Origin of the sequence: Microbacterium foliorum (assembly GCF_003367705.1) — a bacterium.
GTDB lineage: Bacteria > Actinomycetota > Actinomycetes > Actinomycetales > Microbacteriaceae > Microbacterium > Microbacterium foliorum.
In genome coordinates this window covers 2,123,236-2,144,811 of record NZ_CP031425.1, presented here as the reverse complement: position 1 = coordinate 2,144,811, position 21,576 = coordinate 2,123,236, and the positions used below count along the sequence as shown (strand labels likewise).

Annotated in this window: 23 protein-coding genes; 16 read left to right on the top strand and 7 right to left on the bottom strand. The window is 68.6% G+C overall.

Features of this window, described 5'->3' with window-relative positions:
* Positions 1-131 precede the first annotated feature (131 nt).
* From ileS to ndk, 4 genes are read left to right on the top strand one after another with little or no spacing between them, the layout of a single operon-like run.
* Positions 132-3,512 (top strand): isoleucine--tRNA ligase, encoded by a 3,381-nt coding sequence (ileS, locus tag DXT68_RS10110; protein WP_045254655.1) that lies wholly within the window; start codon positions 132-134, stop codon positions 3,510-3,512.
* The gene (locus tag DXT68_RS10105; protein WP_045254654.1) at positions 3,509-4,861 is read left to right on the top strand and encodes a bifunctional folylpolyglutamate synthase/dihydrofolate synthase; all 1,353 of its coding nucleotides are present in this window, start codon (positions 3,509-3,511) and stop codon (positions 4,859-4,861) included. The genes ileS and DXT68_RS10105 overlap by 4 nt, the downstream gene beginning before the upstream one ends.
* Positions 4,849-5,280, top strand: coding sequence for a DUF4233 domain-containing protein (locus DXT68_RS10100; RefSeq protein WP_045254653.1), 432 nt, complete (start codon positions 4,849-4,851; stop codon positions 5,278-5,280). The genes DXT68_RS10105 and DXT68_RS10100 overlap by 13 nt, the downstream gene beginning before the upstream one ends.
* Position 5,281: 1 nt before the next feature.
* Positions 5,282-5,698 (top strand): nucleoside-diphosphate kinase, encoded by a 417-nt coding sequence (gene ndk, locus DXT68_RS10095; RefSeq protein WP_045254652.1) that lies wholly within the window; start codon positions 5,282-5,284, stop codon positions 5,696-5,698.
* A gap of 70 nt (positions 5,699-5,768) precedes the next feature.
* On the opposite strand, the gene DXT68_RS10090 is transcribed toward ndk, so the two are convergent.
* Positions 5,769-6,380 (bottom strand): vitamin K epoxide reductase family protein, encoded by a 612-nt coding sequence (locus DXT68_RS10090; RefSeq protein WP_045254651.1) that lies wholly within the window; start codon positions 6,378-6,380, stop codon positions 5,769-5,771.
* 281 nt (positions 6,381-6,661) lie between these two features.
* Between DXT68_RS10090 and DXT68_RS10085 the strand changes: the two genes are divergently transcribed.
* Positions 6,662-9,187 (top strand): Rne/Rng family ribonuclease, encoded by a 2,526-nt coding sequence (locus DXT68_RS10085; protein ID WP_045254650.1) that lies wholly within the window; start codon positions 6,662-6,664, stop codon positions 9,185-9,187.
* Here DXT68_RS10085 and DXT68_RS10080 read toward each other — a convergent pair.
* Entirely contained in the window at positions 9,152-9,418 is a 267-nt protein-coding gene (locus DXT68_RS10080; protein ID WP_045254649.1) for a DUF4031 domain-containing protein, read from the bottom strand. The genes DXT68_RS10085 and DXT68_RS10080 overlap by 36 nt on opposite strands.
* A 211-nt stretch (positions 9,419-9,629) precedes the next feature.
* On the opposite strand from DXT68_RS10080, the gene rplU reads away from it, so the two are divergent.
* The 11 genes from rplU (at position 9,630) to DXT68_RS10025 (ending at position 17,355) form a co-directional block, all read left to right on the top strand.
* On the top strand, positions 9,630-9,938 hold the full coding sequence (rplU, locus tag DXT68_RS10075) for a 50S ribosomal protein L21 (protein WP_167541600.1): 309 nt from the start codon (positions 9,630-9,632) through the stop codon (positions 9,936-9,938).
* 18 nt (positions 9,939-9,956) lie between these two features.
* Positions 9,957-10,214 carry a 50S ribosomal protein L27 gene (gene rpmA / locus DXT68_RS10070; protein ID WP_028501603.1) on the top strand — a complete coding sequence of 86 codons (258 nt, stop codon included), beginning with the start codon at positions 9,957-9,959 and terminating at the stop codon, positions 10,212-10,214.
* A gap of 74 nt (positions 10,215-10,288) precedes the next feature.
* On the top strand, positions 10,289-11,791 hold the full coding sequence (gene obgE / locus DXT68_RS10065; protein ID WP_045254647.1) for a GTPase ObgE: 1,503 nt from the start codon (positions 10,289-10,291) through the stop codon (positions 11,789-11,791).
* On the top strand, positions 11,788-12,573 hold the full coding sequence (proB, locus tag DXT68_RS10060; protein ID WP_045254646.1) for a glutamate 5-kinase: 786 nt from the start codon (positions 11,788-11,790) through the stop codon (positions 12,571-12,573). Before obgE ends, proB begins: the two co-directional genes overlap by 4 nt.
* A gap of 9 nt (positions 12,574-12,582) precedes the next feature.
* Positions 12,583-13,836, top strand: a complete 1,254-nt coding sequence (locus tag DXT68_RS10055; protein WP_045254645.1) for a glutamate-5-semialdehyde dehydrogenase — start codon at positions 12,583-12,585, stop codon at positions 13,834-13,836.
* A 66-nt stretch (positions 13,837-13,902) separates the two neighbouring features.
* The gene (locus DXT68_RS10050) at positions 13,903-14,127 is read left to right on the top strand and encodes a hypothetical protein (RefSeq protein ID WP_045254644.1); all 225 of its coding nucleotides are present in this window, start codon (positions 13,903-13,905) and stop codon (positions 14,125-14,127) included.
* Between the two features lie 6 nt (positions 14,128-14,133).
* Entirely contained in the window at positions 14,134-14,736 is a 603-nt protein-coding gene (nadD, locus tag DXT68_RS10045; protein ID WP_045254643.1) for a nicotinate-nucleotide adenylyltransferase, read from the top strand.
* Complete coding sequence (locus tag DXT68_RS10040; RefSeq protein ID WP_045254642.1) at positions 14,733-15,893, top strand: hypothetical protein; 1,161 nt, start codon at positions 14,733-14,735, stop codon at positions 15,891-15,893. The genes nadD and DXT68_RS10040 overlap by 4 nt, the downstream gene beginning before the upstream one ends.
* Positions 15,893-16,279 carry a ribosome silencing factor gene (rsfS, locus tag DXT68_RS10035; RefSeq protein ID WP_045254641.1) on the top strand — a complete coding sequence of 129 codons (387 nt, stop codon included), beginning with the start codon at positions 15,893-15,895 and terminating at the stop codon, positions 16,277-16,279. The genes DXT68_RS10040 and rsfS overlap by 1 nt, the downstream gene beginning before the upstream one ends.
* Before the next feature lies 1 nt (position 16,280).
* Positions 16,281-16,970 carry an SDR family oxidoreductase gene (locus DXT68_RS10030; RefSeq protein ID WP_045254640.1) on the top strand — a complete coding sequence of 230 codons (690 nt, stop codon included), beginning with the start codon at positions 16,281-16,283 and terminating at the stop codon, positions 16,968-16,970.
* Positions 16,971-17,097: 127 nt separating this feature from the next.
* Positions 17,098-17,355: a hypothetical protein gene (locus DXT68_RS10025; RefSeq protein ID WP_230109298.1), complete on the top strand. Its 258-nt coding sequence runs from the start codon at positions 17,098-17,100 to the stop codon at positions 17,353-17,355.
* 85 nt (positions 17,356-17,440) lie between these two features.
* On the opposite strand, the gene DXT68_RS17075 is transcribed toward DXT68_RS10025, so the two are convergent.
* The 5 genes from DXT68_RS17075 to DXT68_RS10005 form a co-directional block, all read right to left on the bottom strand.
* Positions 17,441-17,617, bottom strand: a complete 177-nt coding sequence (locus DXT68_RS17075) for a hypothetical protein (RefSeq protein WP_167541599.1) — start codon at positions 17,615-17,617, stop codon at positions 17,441-17,443.
* A gap of 94 nt (positions 17,618-17,711) precedes the next feature.
* Positions 17,712-19,163: a PepSY-associated TM helix domain-containing protein gene (locus tag DXT68_RS10020; RefSeq protein WP_045254638.1), complete on the bottom strand. Its 1,452-nt coding sequence runs from the start codon at positions 19,161-19,163 to the stop codon at positions 17,712-17,714.
* The gene (locus tag DXT68_RS10015; protein ID WP_045254637.1) at positions 19,160-20,401 is read right to left on the bottom strand and encodes a Dyp-type peroxidase; all 1,242 of its coding nucleotides are present in this window, start codon (positions 20,399-20,401) and stop codon (positions 19,160-19,162) included. Before DXT68_RS10015 ends, DXT68_RS10020 begins: the two co-directional genes overlap by 4 nt.
* The gene (locus DXT68_RS10010) at positions 20,401-20,934 is read right to left on the bottom strand and encodes a copper chaperone PCu(A)C (protein WP_045254691.1); all 534 of its coding nucleotides are present in this window, start codon (positions 20,932-20,934) and stop codon (positions 20,401-20,403) included. Before DXT68_RS10010 ends, DXT68_RS10015 begins: the two co-directional genes overlap by 1 nt.
* An 11-nt stretch (positions 20,935-20,945) precedes the next feature.
* On the bottom strand, positions 20,946-21,542 hold the full coding sequence (locus DXT68_RS10005) for a copper resistance CopC family protein (RefSeq protein WP_045254636.1): 597 nt from the start codon (positions 21,540-21,542) through the stop codon (positions 20,946-20,948).
* Positions 21,543-21,576: the final 34 nt, after the last annotated feature.

The window sequence follows — 21,576 nt, the reverse complement described above, 5'->3', positions numbered from 1 at the left end:
CCCGTCACAGCCGCAGTGAGAGTGGCTCCGCCGTGAGGCGCGGCACGCGAGGTGGTACCGCGGTTCCCCGGGACGAAAATCCGGACGGATCGTCCTCGCAGCAGCATCCGCCACGACTCCTGCGAGACGACATGACCTACCCGCGTTCCTCTTTCGGACCCGCCGCCGACCAGGCTGCCTCTGTCGCACCGAGCCCCCGGTTCCCCGAGATCGAGCAGGAGGTGCTCGACTTCTGGCAGACCGACCAGACCTTCCGCGCCTCGATCGAGCAGCGCGACGGCGCCGACGAGTGGGTCTTCTACGACGGCCCGCCGTTCGCCAACGGACTGCCGCACTACGGCCACCTGCTCACCGGCTATGCGAAGGACGTGTTCCCGCGCTTCCAGACGATGATCGGCAAGAAGGTCGACCGCGTGTTCGGATGGGACACGCACGGTCTCCCGGCCGAGCTCGAGGCCATGAAGCAGCTCGGGATCACCGAGAAGAGCGAGATCGAGGCCATGGGGATCGACGTCTTCAACGCGAAGGCCCGGGACTCGGTGCTCAAGTACACCCACGAGTGGCAGGACTACGTCACCCGCCAGGCGCGGTGGGTCGACTTCGAGCGCGGGTACAAGACACTCGATCTCGGATACATGGAGAGCGTGCTCTGGGCGTTCAAGACCCTCTTCGACAAGGGCCTCGCCTACGAGGGATACCGGGTGCTGCCGTACTGCTGGCGAGACGAGACGCCGCTCTCCGCGCACGAGCTGCGCATGGATGACGACGTCTACCAGAACCGTCAGGACCCGTCGGTCACCGTCACGTTCCCCCTGACCGGCGCCAAGGCCGAGGCCCTCGGCCTCACGGCCGTGCGTGCGCTCGCCTGGACGACGACCCCGTGGACCCTGCCGACCAACCTCGCGCTCGCCGTGGGACCCGACATCGAGTACGTCGTCCTGCCGGCGGGCCCCCTCGGTGCAGCCGACGTGCACGCACCGGAGGGGAGCACGGATGCCGTGGTCGAGGCCTCCGCGCACCGCTACCTGCTCGCGAAGGAGCTCCTCGGCGGGTATGTGAAGGATCTCGGCTACGAGAATCTCGACGAGGCGCTCGCCGCCGTCCACGCGACCGTTCGCGGCTCCGAGCTGCAGGATGTCACCTACGACCGTCTGTTCGACTACTTCGCGGATGCCGAGGTCCACGGCACCGAGAACGCCTGGCGCATCCTCGTCGACGATTACGTGACGGTCAGCGACGGCACCGGCATCGTCCACCAGGCTCCGGCCTACGGCGAGGATGACCAGCGGGTCGCCGGGGCTGCCGGCATCCCCACCATCCTGTCGCTCGACGACGGCGGGCGGTTCCTCTCCACGGTGACCGACGTCGCCGGTGAGCTCTGGATGGACGCGAACACACCCCTCATCCGTCTGCTGCGCTCGCAGGGACGCCTGCTGCGCGAGCAGAGCTACGTCCACTCGTACCCGCACTGCTGGCGCTGCCGGAACCCCCTGATCTACAAGGCCGTCTCGAGCTGGTTCATCCGCGTCACCGACATCAAGGACGACCTGCTCGCGAACAACGAGCAGATCACCTGGGTGCCCGAGAACGTCAAGCACGGCCAGTTCGGCAAGTGGCTCGAGGGTGCGCGGGACTGGTCGATCAGCCGCAACCGCTACTGGGGCTCGCCGATCCCGGTCTGGAAGAGCGACGACCCCGAGTACCCGCGGGTCGACACCTACGGGTCGCTCGAGGAGATGGAGCGCGACTTCGGCACGCTGCCGCGCAACCCCGAGGGCGAGATCGACCTGCACCGCCCGTACATCGACGACCTCACGCGTCCGAACCCCGACGACCCGACCGGCACGAGCACGATGCGACGCATCGAGGACGTCTTCGACGTGTGGTTCGACTCCGGCTCGATGCCGTACGCGCAAGTGCACTACCCGTTCGAGAACCAGGAGTGGTTCGACGCCCACGCGCCGGCCGACTTCATCGTCGAGTACATCGGTCAGACGCGCGGCTGGTTCTACGTCATGCACGTGCTGTCGACCGCGCTGTTCGACCGCCCGGCGTTCACCGGCGTCAGCTGCCACGGCATCGTGCTGGGCAACGACGGCTACAAGATGTCGAAGTCGCTGCGCAACTACCCGGACGTGTCCGAGGTGCTCGACCGCGACGGCTCGGATGCGATGCGCTGGTTCCTGATGTCCAGCTCGGTGCTGCGCGGGGGCAACCTCGCAGTGACCGAGGAGGGCATCCGCTCGGGCGTGCGCGAGTTCCTGCTGCCGCTGTGGAACTCCTGGTACTTCTTCGCGACGTATGCGAACGCGGCGAAGCCCGGCGGCTACGAGGCGACCTGGCGCACCGACTCCACCGACGTGCTCGACCGCTACATCCTCGCGCGTCTCGGCGATCTGGTGCGCGAGGTGCGCGCCGACCTCGAGGGGCTCGACTCCACCACGGCCTCGGCGCGACTGCGCGACTTCGCCGAAGTGCTCACCAACTGGTACATCCGTCGCTCGCGCGATCGGTTCTGGGACCCCTCGTCGACCTCAGAGACCGCGATCGACAGCTTCGACACGCTGTACACCGTGCTCGAGACGCTGACGCGTGTCGCGGCACCGCTCGTGCCGCTCGTCAGCGAGCGTGTGTGGCAGGGGCTGACCGGCGGGCGCAGTGTGCACCTGCAGGACTGGCCCGACGACACCGAGTTCCCGGCCGCCGACGAGATCCGCGACGCGATGGATGCCGTCCGCGAGCTCTCGCGCGTGGGCAACGCCCTGCGCAAGAAGGAGAAGCTGCGCGTGCGTCTTCCGCTGGCGCGTCTGACCGTCGTGTCGCCGCTCGCCGCGAGCCTCGGCCAGTTCGAGGACATCCTCCGCGAGGAGCTCAACGTCAAGTCGGTCGAGCTTGTGGCGCAGTCGGAGACGACCGCCGTGGACTACGGGATCAGTCATCGGCTCAGCGTCAATGCCCGGGCCGCGGGTCCGCGCCTCGGCAAGAACGTGCAGACCGTGATCAAGGCCGCGAAGGCGGGCGACTGGTCAGAGACCGACGGAGTCGTCACCGCCGGCGGCATCGCGCTCGAGCCGTCGGAGTACGAGCTCGTGCTCGAGACCGCAGGGCGCCCCGAGGGGGAGGCCCTCTCCCTCGTGCCGTCGGGCGGTTTCGTTCTTCTCGACACGCAGACGACGCCCGAGCTCGAGGCCGAGGGCCTCGCGCGCGACGTCATCCGCGCTGTGCAGGAGACCCGCAAGAATGCGGGCTTCGATGTGAGCGACCGGATCGCGCTGCGACTGTGGTTCACCTCCGGCGACGACCTCCTCGCGGTGCGCAGCGCCTTCGAGGCGGCTGATATCGCGGGCGAGACGCTGTCGACCGCCTTCATGCTCGGCGCCAAGGACGAGGTGCTTCTCGAGCAGGGTGAGGTGCCGACCACACCTGAGCACTCAGCGACCGTTGCTCAGGGCACGTATGCGAACCGCGGCGACTTCACGGTCTCGGTCAGCAGGATCGGAGTCAGCGCATGAGCGCACGCGACAGGGCGGATGCCGTCTACGAGACGCTGCTGAGCAGGGCCGGAGAACGGTGGGTGCAGCCCCGCAAGGAGCGCACGGCGCGGATTCTCGCGTACCTGGACGATCCGCAGCGCACCTACCGTGTCGTCCACATCACCGGCACGAACGGCAAGACGTCGACGGCTCGGATGATCGAGAGCCTGCTGCGTGCGCACGGTCTGCGCACCGGACTGTTCACGAGCCCGCACCTCGAGCGGTTCACCGAGCGCATCATGATCGACGGCGAGCCCATCGAGGACGCCGCGGTCGGCGACGCGTGGGAAGAGATCGAGCCGTTCGTCGACATCGTCGACGCCGAACTCGTCGCGGCAGGTGAGGAGCCTCTCACGTTCTTCGAGCTGCTGACGGTACTGGCGTTCGTGGCGGTGGCGGACGCCCCGGTCGACGTGCTCGTGCTCGAGGTGGGCATGGGCGGCGAGTGGGACTCGACGAACACCGCGGACGGAGACGTCGCGGTGTTCGCGCCGATCGACATCGATCACGCGGATCGCCTGGGCGACACGATCGCGGCTATCGCGACGGTCAAGGCGGGGATCATCAAGCAGGGCGCGGCGGTCGTCTCCGCCGAGCAGCCCGCGGAGGCCGCGGAGGTGCTTCGTCGCGTCGCCGCCGAGAAGAACGCCACGATCGCGTTCGAGGGAGAAGAGTTCGGCCTCAGCGATCAGAAGCTCGCCGTCGGCGGACAGCTGATCTCGGTCCGCGGGCTCGCGGGGGAGTACACCGAGGAGTATCTGCCGCAGTACGGAGCGCACCAGGGGCACAACGCCGCCCTCGCCGTCGCCGCCGTCGAGTCGCTGATCGGGGGCGGGACGCAGCGGATCGCCGCCGACATCGTCTCGGAGGGGTTGCAGGGTGCGACGTCGCCCGGCCGACTGCAGCTGCTCGGCATCGCCCCGACCGTCATCGTCGACGCCGCTCACAACCCGCACGGCGCGGCCGCGCTGGCGCAGGCGATGGACGACAGCTTCGACTTCGACGAATGGGGCGTCGTGCTCGGCGTTCTCGCCGACAAGGATGCGGCGGGAATCGTGGCGACGCTCGCGCCGACCGGCGCGCACGTGTTCGCCACCGCGCCGGAGTCGGAGCGCGCGAGCGACGCCGATGTGATCGCGGACCTCGTCGAGGCGACGGGACAGCGAGCGACCGTGCACCCGACGCTGGCGGATGCCGCCGACGCGGCCCGCGGATGGGCATCCTCGTCCGAGCGTCGGGCCGTGGTCATCGCGGGGTCCGTGGTGCTCGCCGGCGAGGCGATCGCCCTCGCCGAGGAGGAGGACTGGAAGTCGGGGTGGCACGCGTGAGTGCGGATCCGACGCCCACCCGTTCGCCGCGTGCGCCCCGTCCGCCTCGAACGCTCGTGCAGAAGCTCGCACCGATCGTGCTCGGATTCGAATCGGTCGTGGTCTTCCTCGCGGGTCTCACGGTCTTCGGTCTGAAGACGCTTCCCGACGGCATCCCCCAGTGGTGGGGCATCGTGGGCGGTGCGGTCGTGGGGCTCGCGTGCATAGCGGTCGCCGGGATGATCACGAAGCCCTGGGCGATCTCGGCCGGATGGATCCTGCAGGCGGTCATAGCAGTGTCTGCGATCCTGGTGCCCGCGATCCTCCTCGTCGTCGTGATTTTCGGCGGCATGTGGGGATATGCGACGATCATGGGGGCTCGATTGGACGCACGCCGTCCGTCCGGGCCCGCGACCGAGACTCAGACAGAGAGTGAATGACATGGCCACCGAAGAAACCCTCGTCCTCGTCAAGCCCGACGGTGTCGCGCGCGGCCTCACCGGAGCGATCCTGGCGCGCATCGAGTCGAAGGGCTACGCCCTCGTCGACATCCGCCTCGTGGAGCCCGACCGCGACCTGCTCGCCGAGCACTACGCCGAGCACGAGGGGAAGCCCTTCTACGAGCCGCTCCTCGAGTTCATGCTCTCGGGTCCGTCCGTCGCGATCCGTCTCGCGGGCAACCGGGTGATCGAGGGATTCCGCTCGCTCGCGGGCACCACCGACCCGACCACCGCCGCACCCGGCACGATCCGCGGCGACTTCGGCCGCGACTGGGGCCTCAAGGTCCAGCAGAACCTCGTGCACGGCTCGGACAGCCCCGAGTCCGCCGCACGCGAACTCGGCATCTGGTTCGACTGACGCACCACCGACGACGAAGCCCGCCGCACGATCTCGTGCGGCGGGCTTCGTCGTCGGTGCGAGCAGAGGATCAGAAGATGAGGCGTGCCATCTCTCCGAGGAAGTCCAGCCCCTGCAGCTGTGCGAGCACGATGACGACGGCGTAGGAGAGGATCGTCGCCAGCGGCACCCAGACCATGAGCTTGTCGGCGCGCTCGCGTGCCTTCTCGCTGCGGGTGAACGATCCGTTGCGTGTCAGGTGGAGCATCGTCGCGAAGAACGTCGGGATCGTGACGGCCCAGGTGATCATGCACCACGGGCACAGCACGAAGAGGTCGTACAGGCTCTGCGCGATCAGCCAGCAGACGAGGCCGAAGGCGAAGGTCACGCCGGCGCCGAAGGTGAGCCAGAACCAGCGCGGGAAGCGCGCGCCCGCGAGGATCGCGACGCCCACGACGAGAGGTGCGATCCATCCCGACAGGCCCATGATCGGGTTGGGGAAGCCGAACACCTCTCCCTGCCACGAGTTGAGGTTCTTGCTGCATTGGATGAACGGGCTGATGTCGCAGGACAGCGCATCGCTCGGATTCTGCAGAAGGGTGAACTTCTCGACGGTGAGCTGGAAGGCGGCGAACCAGCCGATCACACTCGCGATGATCAGCCAGACGGCATAGAAGACGGGGCGGGTGCGCTGCTCGCTCATGTGTGGAGTATCTCAGTGATCGCTATGGATCGGGCGAAAGCGCACCGGAGAAAACGACGCGTGCCCACCTCGATGCCGCGATACCGCGAAGTTGGTGCGATAATGACCTGTGATGCACCGCTCGACCCGGTCGTGGTGGGCATCGACGCAGACTTCGGGGCCGTATGCCCCTCGTGACCAGAGCCATGAGCCGGTCGCACACCGAATGAGTTCGCGGAACCTGCGGGTACCGCATGAGATCTAGCGGAGCACGACGCGTCCGCACGAGGAGCAAGCCAGAGATGGCCGATGACAACAATGACTACGACGCCCCCACCCTCGACCTCGCTGCGGATGCCGACGCACCCGCAGAGGTAGTCGCCGACGCGACGGAGGTCGACGGCACCGCCGACGCTCCCGACAACGCCGAGCAGACGCACGACGCATCCGCGGAGGAGGAGTCCACCGCCGACGAGGTCGAGCCGCCCGCCGACGAGAAGCCCGCGGACGAGAAGCCCGCGGACGAGAAGCCTGCCGACGAGAAGCCGGCCGACAAGCCTGCCGACGAGAAGCCTGCGGACGAGAAGCCTGCGGATGAGAAGCCTGCGGACGAGAAGCCTGCGGATGAGAAGCCTGCGGACGAGAAGCCTGCGGATGAGAAGCCTGCCGACGAGAACCCTGCCGACGAGAAGCCCGCGGACGACAAGCCCGTCACCGCGGTGTCTCTCGGGCTGCTTCCGGAGGTCTTCGTCTCCCAGGTCTCGACGCAGCTGCACTTCTACGCACCCGCGGTCCTGCCGCTGCCCGCGCGTCCTGAGCGCGAGCGCGTCTTCGACCGGATCGCGGACCGCGATCAGGACGAGCCGGGAGCCCGCCGAGGCCGCCGCCGCCGTGGCGGCTCCGACGAGAACGAGCCCCGCGAGCCCCGAGAGCAGCGCGATGAGCCGCGCCAGCCGCGTCAGCGCGTCGTCGAGTACATCACCGAGCCCAAGGCGATCAAGGGCTCCACGCGTCTCGAGGCGAAGAAGCAGCGTCGCCGCGACGGTCGCGACGCGGGGCGTCGTCGCCCGGTCGTCACCGAGGCCGAGTTCCTGGCTCGCCGCGAGTCGGTCGACCGCAAGATGGTCGTGCGTTCGAAGAACGGTCGCACGCAGATCGGCGTGCTCGAAGACGGCGTGCTCGTCGAGCACTACGTGGCCCGCAACCAGGATGCGTCGCTCATCGGCAACGTCTACCTCGGCCGCGTGCAGAACGTGCTGCCCAGCATGGAGGCCGCGTTCGTCGACATCGGTCGCGGCCGCAACGCCGTGCTCTACTCGGGCGAGGTCGACTGGGACGGCGTCGAGACCGGCAACCAGCCCCGCCGCATCGAGCTGGCGCTCAAGGCCGGAGACCGCGTCCTCGTGCAGGTCACGAAGGATCCGGTCGGCCACAAGGGCGCCCGCCTGACCAGCCAGATCTCCCTCCCCGGCCGGTACCTCGTGTACGTGCCGGGTGGATCGATGAACGGGATCAGCCGCAAGCTGCCCGACAACGAGCGCGCGCGCCTCAAGCGCATCCTCAAGGAGGTGCTCCCGGAGTCGTCGGGAGTGATCGTCCGCACCGCCGCCGAGGGCGCGACCGAAGACCAGCTGACCCGCGACGTGCAGCGTCTGACGTCGCAGTGGGAGCACGTGCGCACGCAGGTCGAGAACCAGCAGGCGCCCGCGCTGCTGCATGCCGAGCCCGACCTCCTCGTCAAGATCGTCCGCGACGTCTTCAACGAGGACTTCACGAAGATGCTCATCCAGGGGGAGGAGTCGCAGCGCACGATCCGCGCCTACCTCGAGAGCGTCGCCCCTGACCTGCTGGAGCGCGTCGAGTCCTACGAGGACGAGGCCGACCCCTTCGACGCGTTCCGCATCACCGAGCAGATCGAGAAGGCGCTCGACCGCAAGGTCTGGCTGCCCTCCGGCGGCTCGCTGGTCATCGACCGCACCGAGGCCATGACGGTCGTCGACGTGAACACCGGCAAGTTCGTCGGCTCCGGGGGAAACCTCGAGGAGACCGTCACCAAGAACAACCTCGAGGCCGCGGAGGAGATCGTCCGTCAGCTTCGGCTGCGCGACATCGGCGGCATCATCGTCGTCGACTTCATCGATATGGTGCTCGAATCGAACCGCGACCTCGTGCTGCGCCGTCTGATCGAGTGCCTCAGCCGCGACCGGACCAAGCATCAGGTCGCCGAGGTCACCTCGCTCGGACTCGTGCAGATGACCCGCAAGAAGCTGGGGCTCGGTCTTCTCGAGACCTTCAGCGAGGCGTGCGATGTCTGCGCCGGCCGCGGCGTGATCGTGCACCACGACCCCGTCGTGAAGCACCGGTCGAGCAGCAACGGCAACGGGAACGGCAACGGCAACTCGTCGTCCAACCGCCGCCAGCGCGGAGGGAACGGTCCGTCGCAGAACTCGGCTCCGGCCGCGGTCACGACGCACAGCATCCCTGAGGGTGCGAAGTCGGCCCTCGCGCAGATCGCGGCATCGACGCGGGTTCCGAATGCGGAGGAGCTGCCGGATGCGGTGGCGCCCTCGACCGAGACCACGGAGGCCCCCGCCGCGCAGGAGCGGGCCAAGAAGCCGCGCAAGAAGCGCGGTTCCGACCGCAAGGCCTCGCCGAAGTCGCCGGCTGAAGCGCTGCTCGACTCGGTGCTCGACGCGCTGCCCGAGCCCAAGGCCCCGGGGCAGGGTCGGGGTCGCCGTCGGGTGTCCACGGCAGCTCTGACGGGCACTCCCGTGTCGGTGAACTCCGACTCGTCAGCGCCGGTCGCGGGCGGGGATGCGCAGGCCTGAGGCGATCAGCCGACGCACGAGCTCCTTGCCGTCGACGTGTTCGGCGCCGGCGGCGATGAGCCGGGGGACGAGATCCTCCGGCACGTCGTAGTGGTCGAGATCGAAGGCGCGCGCAGGCACGTCGTGGGTGCGCGCGAAGGCGTGCAGCTCGTCGAGGCTGTCATCGCTGACGAGGTGCGCCCACAGTCTTCCGTGGGCGGGCCAGCGGGGTTCGTCGACGAGAACGGTCACCCGACCAGCCTAGGACCGGACACACCGGAGGGCGCGTTTTGCCACAGTGTCCGGCATCCGGTAAAGTAGTCCCTTGGTGCGTATGCCGCGTCGTCCTGGACGGTCGGAGCGGAGAGTCTTGCATTCGTGCCCGTCGCCCTGCGATGCATGCAAGCAACAGTCTTCCCGTGAGATCTCGGAGCCGCGAGCTCCCCAACGAAACAGGTATGAAGTGGTTTACGCAGTAGTGCGCGCCGGTGGGCGGCAGGAGAAGGTCGAGGTCGGCACGATCGTTCAGCTCGACCGTGTCAAGGCTGCTTCGGGCGAGAAGATCGAGCTGGCCGCCGTGCTGCTCGTCGACGGCGCCACGGTGACCACCGACGCTGACTCGCTGGCGAAGGTCAAGGTCACGGCTGAGGTCATCGGCAACCTCCGCGGCCCGAAGATCATCATCCAGAAGTACAAGAACAAGACCGGCTACAAGAAGCGCCAGGGCCACCGTCAGGAGCTCACGCGCGTCAAGATCACCGGCATCAAGTAAGACCGAGGAGACCAGGACATGGCACATAAAAAGGGCGCAAGCTCCACCCGTAACGGTCGTGACTCCAACGCTCAGCGACTTGGCGTCAAGCGCTTCGGTGGACAGCAGGTTCTCGCCGGCGAGATCATCGTCCGCCAGCGTGGCACGCACTTCCACCCCGGCGTGAACGTCGGCCGTGGTGGCGACGACACGCTGTTCGCTCTTGCCGCAGGCGCGGTGCAGTTCGGTGCGAAGGGCGGCCGCAAGGTCGTCAACATCGTCGCCGCTGCCGAGTGATCACAGCACGACAGTAGACATCCGATTCGGGGCGGGCTTCGGCCCGCCCCGAATCTTTTTTTGAGGAGAGAGACATGGTCAGTTTCGTCGACACCGTGACGCTGCATCTGCGCGCGGGCAAGGGCGGCAACGGCTGTGTCTCGGTGCACCGCGAGAAGTTCAAGCCCCTCGGCGGGCCTGACGGCGGCAACGGCGGTGACGGCGGCGACATCGTGCTCGTGGCCGACACCCAGACCGGAACGCTGCTCTCGTACCACCACTCGCCGCACCGCAGCTCCGGAAACGGCGGCCCCGGAATGGGTGATCATCGCGCCGGATTCCTCGGCGAGACGCTCGAGCTCCCCGTGCCGGTCGGCACCGTGGTGAAGAACCCCGCCGGTGAGGTGCTGATCGACATGATCGTGCCCGGCGAGCGCTTCGTCGTCGCCAAGGGCGGCCATGGCGGCCTCGGCAACGCCGCACTCGCGACCCCCAAGCGCAAGGCGCCCGGTTTCGCCCTTCTGGGCACTCCCGGTGTCGAGGGCGATGTCGTCCTCGAGCTCAAGACCGTGGCCGACGTGGCACTCGTGGGATATCCGTCCGCAGGCAAGTCCAGCCTGATCGGCGCGATCTCCGCGGCACGGCCGAAGATCGCCGACTACCCGTTCACGACGCTGCATCCGAACCTCGGCGTCGTGCAGGCCGGCGACTCGCGCTACACCGTCGCCGACGTGCCCGGGCTCATCGAGGGCGCCAGCGAGGGGCGTGGCCTCGGCCTCGAGTTCCTCCGCCATGTCGAGCGCTGCACCGCCCTGCTGCACGTGCTCGACTGCGCCACGCTCGAGCCGGGACGCGACCCGATCTCCGACCTCGACGTGATCCTCGCCGAGCTCGCGGCATACGAGGTGCCCGAGGGGCAGACCCCTCTGCTGGAGCGCCCGCAGCTCATCGCGCTCAACAAGATCGACGTGCCCGAGGCGCGCGATCTCGCCGAACTCGTGCGACCCGATCTCGAGGCCCGCGGTTTCCGCGTGTTCGACATCTCCACGGTCTCCCACGAGGGTCTGCGTCCGCTGACCTTCGCGCTCGGTGAGATCGTCGACGCGTACCGCGCCGAGCTCGCTGCGACCGAGGTGCCGCGTGAGCGTGTCATCTTGCGCCCCCGGGGCCCCAAGAAGGGCTTCGAGATCCGTGTCGAGGGTGGCACGTATGGCAACGTCTACCGCATCCTCGGCGAGAAGCCGGTGCGGTGGGTGCAGCAGACCGACTTCCAGAACGAGGAGGCCGTGGGATACCTGGCTGACCGCCTCGAGAAGCTGGGCGTCGAAGACGAGCTCTTCCGCCTCGGCGCGGTGCAGGGGTCGACCGTGGTGATCGGCGAGGGCGACAGCATCGTCTTCGACTGGGAGCCCACGATGACCTCCGCGGCCGAGCTCATGAGCGCACCGCGTGGAACCGACCCCCGCCTCGCGCCGAACAGCCGTCGCACCACGTCGGAGCGTCGTGAGACCTACTACGAGCGCATGGATGCCAAGGCCGAGGCCCGTGCCGAGGTCGAGGCGCAGCGGCTCGCGGCCTACCGCGAGGACGGGGAGTGACCGCTCGCTCGCGGGCGGATCTCGCCTCGGCATCACGGATCGTCGTGAAGGTGGGATCCTCCTCGATCAGCGGAGAGTCCTCCTGGCGTATCCCGATCATCGTCGAGGCCCTCGCGGCTGCGCACGCGCGCGGTGCCGAGGTGGTGCTCGTCTCGTCGGGAGCGATCGCGACCGGCATCCCGTTCCTCCGCCTCGATGCGCGTCCGACCGATCTCGCCACGCAGCAGGCGGCGGCCGCCGTCGGGCAGAACATCCTCGTCTACCGGTACCAGGAGTCGTTGCGCCCCTTCGACATCGTGGCGGGCCAGGTGCTCCTGACGACCGGTGACCTCGAGAACCCCACCTCACGCAGCAATGCCCGACGGGCCATGGAGCGGCTGCTCGGACTCCGCATCCTGCCGATCGTGAATGAGAACGACACGGTGGCGACCCAGGAGATCCGCTTCGGCGACAACGATCGTCTCGCGGCGTTCGTGGCGCAGCTCATCGAGGCAGACGCACTCGTGCTGCTCAGTGACATCGAGTCCCTGTACACGAGGCCCCCGTCCGACCCGTCTGCCGTGCCGATCGACGTGGTCGCCCCGGACGCCGACCTCTCCGGTCTCGAGTTCGGTTCGACCGTCGTCAACAGCGTCGGCACCGGGGGAGCGGCGACGAAGGTCTCGGCGGCGCGCCTGGCAGCGGCCTCCGGCATCGGCGTGCTCGTGACCAGTGCCGACCTCGTCGACAAGGCTCTCGCCGGGGCCGAAATAGGAACCTGGTTCGAGCCGGCGCTCTCTTAGACTGGGCGGATGACCGACCAGACCCCGCAGGTGCGCCTCGCGCGTGCCAAGGAGGCGTCCCGCGCCACCGCCGCACTGACGAGCGACGACAAGGCCCGTGCGCTCGAAGCCATCGCGGTCGCCCTCGAGCAGAACGCCGCGACGATCATCGAGGCGAACAGCCGCGACGTCGCCCGCGGCGAGGCCGACGGCATCGGCGACTCGCTCATCGACCGGCTGAGGCTCGACGAGAAGCGCGTGCGTGCGCTCGCGTCGGCGGTGCGAGAGGTCACGGCGCTGCCCGACCCGGTCGGACGCGTGGTCGGCGGGCACCGCATGCCGAACGGGGTGACGCTCGAGCAGGTGCGCGTGCCGTTCGGCGTGGTCGGAGCGATCTACGAGGCCCGGCCGAACGTGACCGTCGACATCGCCGCTCTCGCTCTGCGCTCCGGCAACGCCGTCGTGCTGCGCGGCGGCAGCGCAGCCCGCGACTCGAACACGGTCCTCGTGCAGATCATGCGCGAGGCGCTGCAGAGTGCCGGGGTGACCCCTGAGGCCGTGCAGACGGTCGATGACTTCGGCCGCGACGGTGCGAAGGCGCTGATGAACGGACGCGGCTACATCGATGTGCTGGTCCCTCGCGGCAGCGCAGGTCTCATCGAGACCGTGGTCACCGAGTCGACCGTTCCCGTCATCGAGACCGGTGCGGGCAACGTGCACATCGTGCTCGATGAGAGCGCCCCCGACGACTGGTCGCGCGACATCGTCGTGAACGCGAAGGTGCAGCGGCCCAGCGTCTGCAACGCGGTCGAGACCGTGCTCGTGCTGCGACAGGCCGCGCCGCGCCTGGTGCCCCTCGTCGCGAGCGCGCTGCAGAGCGAGGGCGTGGCGATCCACGGCGACGACATGGTGGCCGGACTCGTCTCGAATGTGATCCCCGCGACAGATGAGGACTGGGCGACCGAGTATCTCAGCCTCGACATCGCCATGAAGGTCGTGGACAGCCTCGACGACGCCCTCGACCACATCCGTCGCTACAGCACGGGCCACACGGAGTCGATCATCACGACCGACACACGCAACGCCGAGCGGTTCCTCGCAGAGGTCGACTCTGCCGTCGTCATGGTGAACACCTCGACCCGCTTCACCGACGGGGGCGAGTTCGGCTTCGGTGCAGAGGTCGGCATCTCGACCCAGAAGCTGCACGCCAGAGGCCCGATGGGACTCTCCGAGCTGACGAGCACGAAATGGCTGGCGCGTGGGTCGGGGCAGACCCGCAGCTGAGGGCTAGACTAGGGGGCGCTGTGGCTCCTGGTGGGCCAAGCCCGCCAGCCACGAAACGGAGTCACGATGAACCTCGTCGCACAGATCGCGATGGCCGCCGCCGAGACCGAGCACCACGGCAACGTCCAGCTCGAGACCCTGATCTTCGGCGTCGTCGCGATCATCGTCTTCGCGTTCCTCGGCTTCGTCACCATGTCGTACAAGAACGTCGCCAACCGCCACTCCGCCAAAGCGGACGCCTGGGCTGCGCGCCACGGCAAGGACGGCCACGAGGCAGGGCACGGCCACTAGGCGCCTATGAACGACACGACCTCGCGTCCGGCGCGCATCGGTGTGATGGGCGGCACTTTCGACCCTATCCATCACGGGCACCTGGTCGCCGCCAGCGAGGTCGCGCACTCCTTCGATCTCGATGAGGTCGTCTTCGTGCCCACCGGACGCCCCTGGCAGAAGGCCGAGGTCACGCCGAGCGAGCACCGCTATCTGATGACGGTCATCGCGACGGCATCCAATCCGCAGTTCACCGTGAGTCGGGTGGACATCGATCGCGAAGGGCCGACCTACACGATCGACACCCTGCGCGACCTCAAGGAACGGCGTCCCGACGCCGAGCTCTTCTTCATCACCGGTGCCGACGCCGTGGCGCAGATTCTCAGTTGGAGGGACCATGATGAACTGTGGGAGTTGGCCCACTTCGTCGCGGTCTCACGCCCAGGACACGTCTTGAGCACAGATGGCCTCCCCAGCGACAACGTCAGCCAACTGGAGGTGCCGGCGCTGTCCATCTCGTCGACGGCCTGCCGTGCGCGGGTCCGAGACGACGAGCCGGTCTGGTATCTCGTTCCCGACGGAGTCGTTCAATACATCGCGAAGCATCATCTGTATCGGAGCAAGGCATGAGTACATCGGATCGGCAGGAGCAGGGTCCGCTGACGCGAAAGCAGCTGCGTGAGATCCGGTTGACGGGTTCCACGCCGGTCATCACCGCGGAGGAGGCTGCAGCGGCCGCCTCAGCCGTGCCCGACGCGACGTCCGCAGCGTCCGAGCGCAGCGACACGAGCGCCGAGAAGCGCGACGCGAGTCCGCAGAAGCACGACGAGAGCACCGAATCGTCGGATGCCGCATCCGCCGCCGCGACGACTCCCACCATCCCCACCTCGCCCGCGGGTGCCGGAGGCCTGACGCGCCGCCAGGTTCGAGAGCTCGAGCGACAGCGTGCCGGCTCCGCGACGTCCGCTGACGCGGACGACGCTGACGCGGACGACGCTGACGCGGACGATTCCGATGCCGCACAGCTTCCCGCCCCCGTGAGCGCCGCGATCGCTCCGTCAGCAGGCGAGCCGGCACAGACCATCGACGTCGTCGACGACGTCCGCGACGAGCCCGTTCTCGCCGCAGACGAGTCCGCCCTGCAGACGCACGACGAGGACCCCGCCGCCTCGGTCGCGGAGCTCGGCCTCGGCGCCGATCACGAGACGGACTCCGCTGAGTCCGCAGATGTCCTCGCCGATGTCGACGACGCGGATGCCGCCGAGATCGCCGCGGAGGAGAATCCCACGGTCAACCCGGCATTCGGGCAGGACCTTCTGACCGACCCGAGTGAGGCCCGCGCGCCGTTCGCCCCGTCGTTCGACGAGCTGCTCACGGTCGGCGACTCGACGGGATCCCAGCACCTCGCTCCGAACACCCTGATCTTCACCCCGTCCGCAGGCGACGGTGATCTCTCCGGACCGGTCGCGTCCACCGGAGAGATCCTGATCACGGGCTCCTACGAGCTGCCCCGGGGCCTCGGCTCGCAGGGACACGCGCACGGCACGACCGATGGCAAGGACATCGACGCCGTGCTCATCGACGGCGAGCTGCCCCCGGCATCCTCGCCCACGCCGATCGCCGCCAGCGCGGCGGTCAGCACCATCAAGCCCGCCGGCGAGGTCATCCGCCCGCCAGCCCCCGAAAAGGGCAACAAGCTCATGCTCATCCTCGCGATCGTGGCGGGTGGTCTTGCGCTCGCGCTGGGCGTTTCCCTGATCGTCGCCTTCACCACGAATGTGTTCTGATGCAGTCACCTGAAACCGCCGAAGAGATGCTCCAGCTCGCGGCAGACGCCGCCGTCTCGAAGGGCGGTGAGGATCTTGTCGCGCTCAACGTGTCGGAGCCTCTTCCGCTCGTCGACATCTTCCTGCTGGTCACCGGAAACAGCGAGCGCAACGTCGCCGCGATCGCCGATGAGATCGAGGACCGCCTCATCGAGGCCGGTCACAAGCGGGTCCGCCGCGAGGGCCGTGCGGAGGCCCGCTGGGTCCTGCTCGACTTCGGCGACCTGATCGTCCACGTCTTCCACCAGGAGGAGCGCGTGTACTACGGTCTCGAGCGTCTGTGGAAGGACTGCCCGGTGGTCCCGTTCGAGCTCTCCGAGTCCGCCGCGGCCGCAGACCGCGACTGACATGCGTGCACACCTGATCACCGGTGCCGGATCGGGGATCGGCGCGGTCGTCGCGCGCCGCCTCCTCGAGCGCGGCGATCAGGTGACCATCCTCGCCCGTGACGCCGGACGCGCCAAGGAGATCACCGCCGGACTGCCCGGGGCCACCGCCCTCGTCGGCGACCTCGCCCAGCCGGGGCGTCTGTCGTGGGCGTTCTCGAAGCAGCCGCTTCCGGAACGCATCGACTCTCTCATCCACGTCGCGGGTGTCGTCGACCTCGGCCCTGTGGCCGACCTGCCGGCGAACCTGTGGGAGCGGCAGCTTGCGGTGAACCTCGTGGGACCTGCAGAACTCACGCGCCTCCTGCTCCCGGTGCTGCGCGTCTCCCGAGCGCGGGTGATCTTCGTCAACTCCGGGGCGGGCCTGCACGCCCATGCCGGGTGGTCGGCGTACGCCGCCTCCAAGCACGGGCTCAGGGCGCTGGCCGACTCCCTGCGAGCTGAGGAGTCGGAGCACGGTGTGCGGGTCACGTCGATCTACCCGGGTCGCACCGCCACCCCGATGCAGGAGCGCGTGCATCAGCAGGAGGGCCGCGAGTACGAACCCGAACGGTTCATCACGGCCGAATCCGTCGCGTCCACGATTCTGACGGCGCTCGACCTTCCGGATGACGCGGCTCTCACGGATCTGACGATCCGCCCTGCGGGCTGATCCGCACTCGACGCCACTTCGAAGCCTGTCAAGGGGGCTGTGCTTGGGCACCTCTCCGACAGATCATCGGAGTGGGGGATGAGTGTTGGAGGGAAACCGCATGACAGGAGATCCAGAGCCCAGATACGTGCTTCATCGTGTCACTCCGTCGGAGTGGGTGATCAATGACCGTCGCTACCCGGTCGATGACCCGCGCAACGTCGTCGGCTGCGTCTATGAATACGCGGACACGGAGGTCGAGGTCGTCTGGCTTCGTGATCTGCCGCTGTCGGCACGGTATGCGAACGCGCAGGAGGTGCTGGAGGAGGTCGCACGGATCCAGGATCCGAGCAGGGCGACGAGGCCGATCCCCATTCCGCATCTGCCACCGCTCTACGCGACCTGAAAGACGCGCTGAGCACAGACTGCGGGGCAGGTCCACCGAGGTGGCCCTGCCCCGCAGTCATGAGTCGGTTCGGTCGCGAAGCGGCTCAGTCGGCGTCCGCCGGCTGCTCCGCCGCGAGTCGGTCTGCCGTGACCCCGTCGACCTGATCCGCGTCGACATCGGTGTCGAGGACCTTCTCGCCGTCGACCTCGCGCTGCGGCACGCCGTCGATGTCGGCGTCGTCGTCGGGTCGCGGGACCAGCGGGGGGATCGGTGTGGACATGGTGACTCCTCTCGTGTGTGTGATGGCGACCATAGAGTGCGCACCGGTCGCGCGGCAGCGGGTTGACGGCGCCGTCGGCGAAGGGTAGCCGGCGTCATACCTCCTGATGTCCCGGTGGCCGACGGGCGTGTGCCGCGCGGCGCACCCAGGGGATCAGCGTGTCGAGGACGAGGAACCCCAGCAGCGTCCAGCCGACCAACGGCAGCCAGAGACCGACGAAGACCGCGATGACTGCGACCATCCCGATCTCCCACCACGGCGCCCCCCGGAGCGCCCGCCCTGGAGGGGTTCCGACGATCCGCGACGGGTTGCGCCCCGGACGCCGTCGCCACCACATCAGGTAGCCGAGCACGACCATGGCGGCGATGGCGAGAGCGACGACGAACAGCACGATCTGGTTGGCGAGTCCGAACATCACCCCCATGTGGATGTTGATGCCCCAGCTCGCGAGCTTGGCTGCGAGCGGGATGTCGGCGAAGTCGACGCGGTCGACCACCTGCATGGTGGTTCCGTCGATCGCGAGAGAGTCGGATTCGGTGGGGAATCCGGTCTTGATCTCACGGACCGTCCAGGCCGCCCCGGGCTCGGCGGGCGGCTTGATCTCCACCTGTCCGGTGTTGACGTTCTGTCGTTGCGCGATCGCGAGGACCGCGTCGAACGTCGCCGGGTTCGCCGATCCGCTGGGGGCGCTGTCCGCGCCGTGATGATGCGCGTGTCCGTCGGCCGCGGCCGTCGTGCCGTCGAGGCTGGTGCTGACCGTGGGGGTTCCCCAGTCGAGGGCAGCCCGCAGGGTGTCGACGTTCGCCCCGGCGTACTGCGACCAGGTGATTCCCGTGGCTGACAGGAACAGTGCTCCCAGAAGCACCCATACGCCGAGCGAGGCGTGCCAGCCGAACAGCCTGCGATACCCGCGATGGGCGGGGTCGGGGCGAAGGAGATCGCGCTTGACCTTGGCCTTGCGCAGCCGGATCCCCCAGAGCGCGATGCCGGCGATGGCGATGATCCCGAGCCAGGAGGCCGCGAGTTCGCTGTACACCCGGCCGGGGTCGCCGAGGTTCAGGGTACGGTGCAGGTTGCTGACCCAGGTGCGCAGGGGAGTGGCGCCGCTGGTGCCGTAGACCACCAGCTCCCCACGGACCTGCGCCGTGCCGGGGTCGACGAACACGGCCAGCGACTCGCTCGGGCCGAGACCGTCCACGGCGTACATGATGCGCGTCGTGTCTCCGGGTTCCGGTGCCGGGCGTACGGCGAACAGTGCCGTCCCTGCACCCACGTGAGCGTTCGCGGCCTCGATCTGCGCGGCGAGCGGCACCGTGGAATCCGGTGCCGGCGCATGCAGCTCGTGGGCGTATACTGCCTGTTCGAGTTGCGGGGTCAGCGCGTAGAGCGCGCCGCTGAGTGCCGCGACGAGGATGAACGGGCCCACCAGGATCCCGGCGTAGAAGTGCAGGCGCAGCAACAGGGCGCCGAGAGGGGAGCCTCCGCGTCGACGAGGCGGCCCGCCGGGATCTCGAGGGGAGACGACGGGGCGTTCACGGACGCTCATGCGCCCACCCCTCCCGTGAGGAGGGTCTCACCGATGAACCCGCCTTCGGCGCATCCCGGTGGCACGGCGAACACGGCCGAGCCGATCGGAACGGTCCACTCGTTGAGTAGATCCAGCTCGTCGAGGCGCTTCTGCATCGGCGTGAACTGGCGCTCGATGTCGGCCTGGAAGCACACGAAGAGCAGACCCGACTCGGAGACCTCGGCACCGCTCGGACGCTCGTCGTAGTTGTAGCCGCGCCGGAAGATCCGCTCGGTCCCGTCGCCGCGAGCGCGACGGATGTGCGCGAACGCGGGGATGACCGGAAAGCCGATCGCGGTCTTCGCCTCGAAGTCCGGCTCGTCGAACTCCTTGGTGCCGGTGAGGGGTGCGCCGTTCGCGAGAGTCCGACCGACCGAGGCATCGCGGCCGCTGCGATCGAGGCGGTCCCACTTGTCGAGGTCCATGCGGATGCGGCGGATGACCATGCCCGTGCCTCCGGAGAGCCAGCCCTCCTCGGTCCACACGATCCGGTCGAAGTCGGCCGTCCCGGGCTCCGGGTTGGTGGTGCCGTCGACCTGGCCGAACAGGTTGCGCATGGTCGTACCCGGACGTTCGGTGCCGTAGGCGCGGCGAAAACCCTGTTGGGTCCAGCGGACGTCGGCGAACCCGCGCGCGTCCTTCAGCAGCATCCGCAGGGCGTGGGCGACGGTCAGCGGATCGTCTCCGGCGATCTGCAGCAGCAGGTCTCCGTCGGAGAATTCGGGCTGCAGCCGATCCACGCGGAAGGCGGGGAGGGGACCGAGCCAGGTCGGCGGGGTGCCACCCGCCCGCGCGACGAATCCGGGACCGAAGCCGAATGTGACGGTGAGGCGCGCAGGAGAGAGCGCGAGCTCGGGTTCGGAGTCCGCGAGCGCGGGCCGTCCCTGTGTGAGGCGCGCGGCGTCGTCCGTGAGGATGCGCATCAGGCGGGTCAGCGCGGTCCGGTCGGTGTCGACGTGCAGATCGAGGGCCACGAAGACTCCGTGCGCCTGGGCGGCGGTGTCCACCCCGGCCTGATGCGCGCCGAAGAACGGCACGGTCTCGGTACCGTTCATCGGGGTGGAGACGGCCGTGCTGTCCGTCGAGGGTCGATTCAGGGCGATGTCCGCTCCTACCGCTGCGACCGCGCCGACACCGGCGACAGCTCCTCCGAGGAGGAACTGCCGCCGAGTCGACCCGGAGCGACGGGAGCGGGCGCCCTCAGTGGGCGCCGCCATCAGTGATCCATGCCCTCTTCGTGCTCGGAGCCGTCTTCGTAGTTCTCGTTCGCGCCCGAGTAGTCCTTCACCGGAGCGCTGAACTCGTAGGTCGAGTCGTCGGAGAAGGTGAGGGTGAACGTCGCCTCGTCGCCGGCGAGCAGCGGCGCGGTGAGATCCATCAGCATGATGTGGTTCCCGCCCGGCTCCAGCGTGAGCTCCGAGCCGGCGGGGATGACGAATCCGCCCTCGATCTCGCGCATGACCATCTCGCCGGACTCGTTCTCGACGGTCTCGTGCAGCTCCATCATGTCGGAGGCGGGGGAGGAGACCGAGACCACGGTCACATCCTCGTCGCCGCTGTTGGAGAGCACGCCGAACGCGGCCGACATGCCGTCATCGGCCGCCTTGACCCAGGCATCGTCGATCATGACGACGTCGCCCGCAGGGGCGCTCTTCGTCTCGGCGGGCGCGCTGCCGGCCGCGCAGCCGGTGAGGGCGAGCAGCGAGACCGTGAGGATCGCGGTCACTCGGGAAAGGGGGGTGGTGTGCATGATGGTGCCTTTCACAGCTCATCTGTCGTGCGAGGACGACGAAGGATTCGATACAGGACGAAGGCGAGCGCGGCCACGGCCGCCCCGCCTGCTCCGACGAGCAGCACCCGGGTGGCGCCGCCCGTCTCGTCGGCGATCTGATCTGCGGCAGGGGTCGAGGGGGTCGCGTCCGGTCCGTCATCCGGCTCGCCGGCTGGCGTCGAGCCGATCGGCATCGGCTCGGCATCGCCGATCGTGAAGGGGATGACGCCCGAGATCGGGTGTCCGTCCTCCGATACGACCTGCCACCGCACCTGGTAGCCGGCCACCGGCATCTCAGGATCCAACGGCGCGGTGACCGTGTTCCCGGCGACCGTGACCGGGCCGGTCACCCAGTCCGTGCCGGACTCGTCGACGACGAGCACGACGGCACCGGTCAGCTCGGAATCCAGCACGAGCAGTTCGCCCGAGAACGTCATCGACACGGTCGAGGGTGCGGACGCGAGCTGTTCCCCGTCGCCGGGGGTGCTCGAGACGAGTTGGTCGTGGGCGGACGCGGGGACGGCCGACGCGAACACCGCGACGGCGGCCAGCGCCAGCCCCACCGCAGATCTGCGGAGAGGGGACATGGGAGGGGGAGACCTTTCGACGGACGTCGATCAT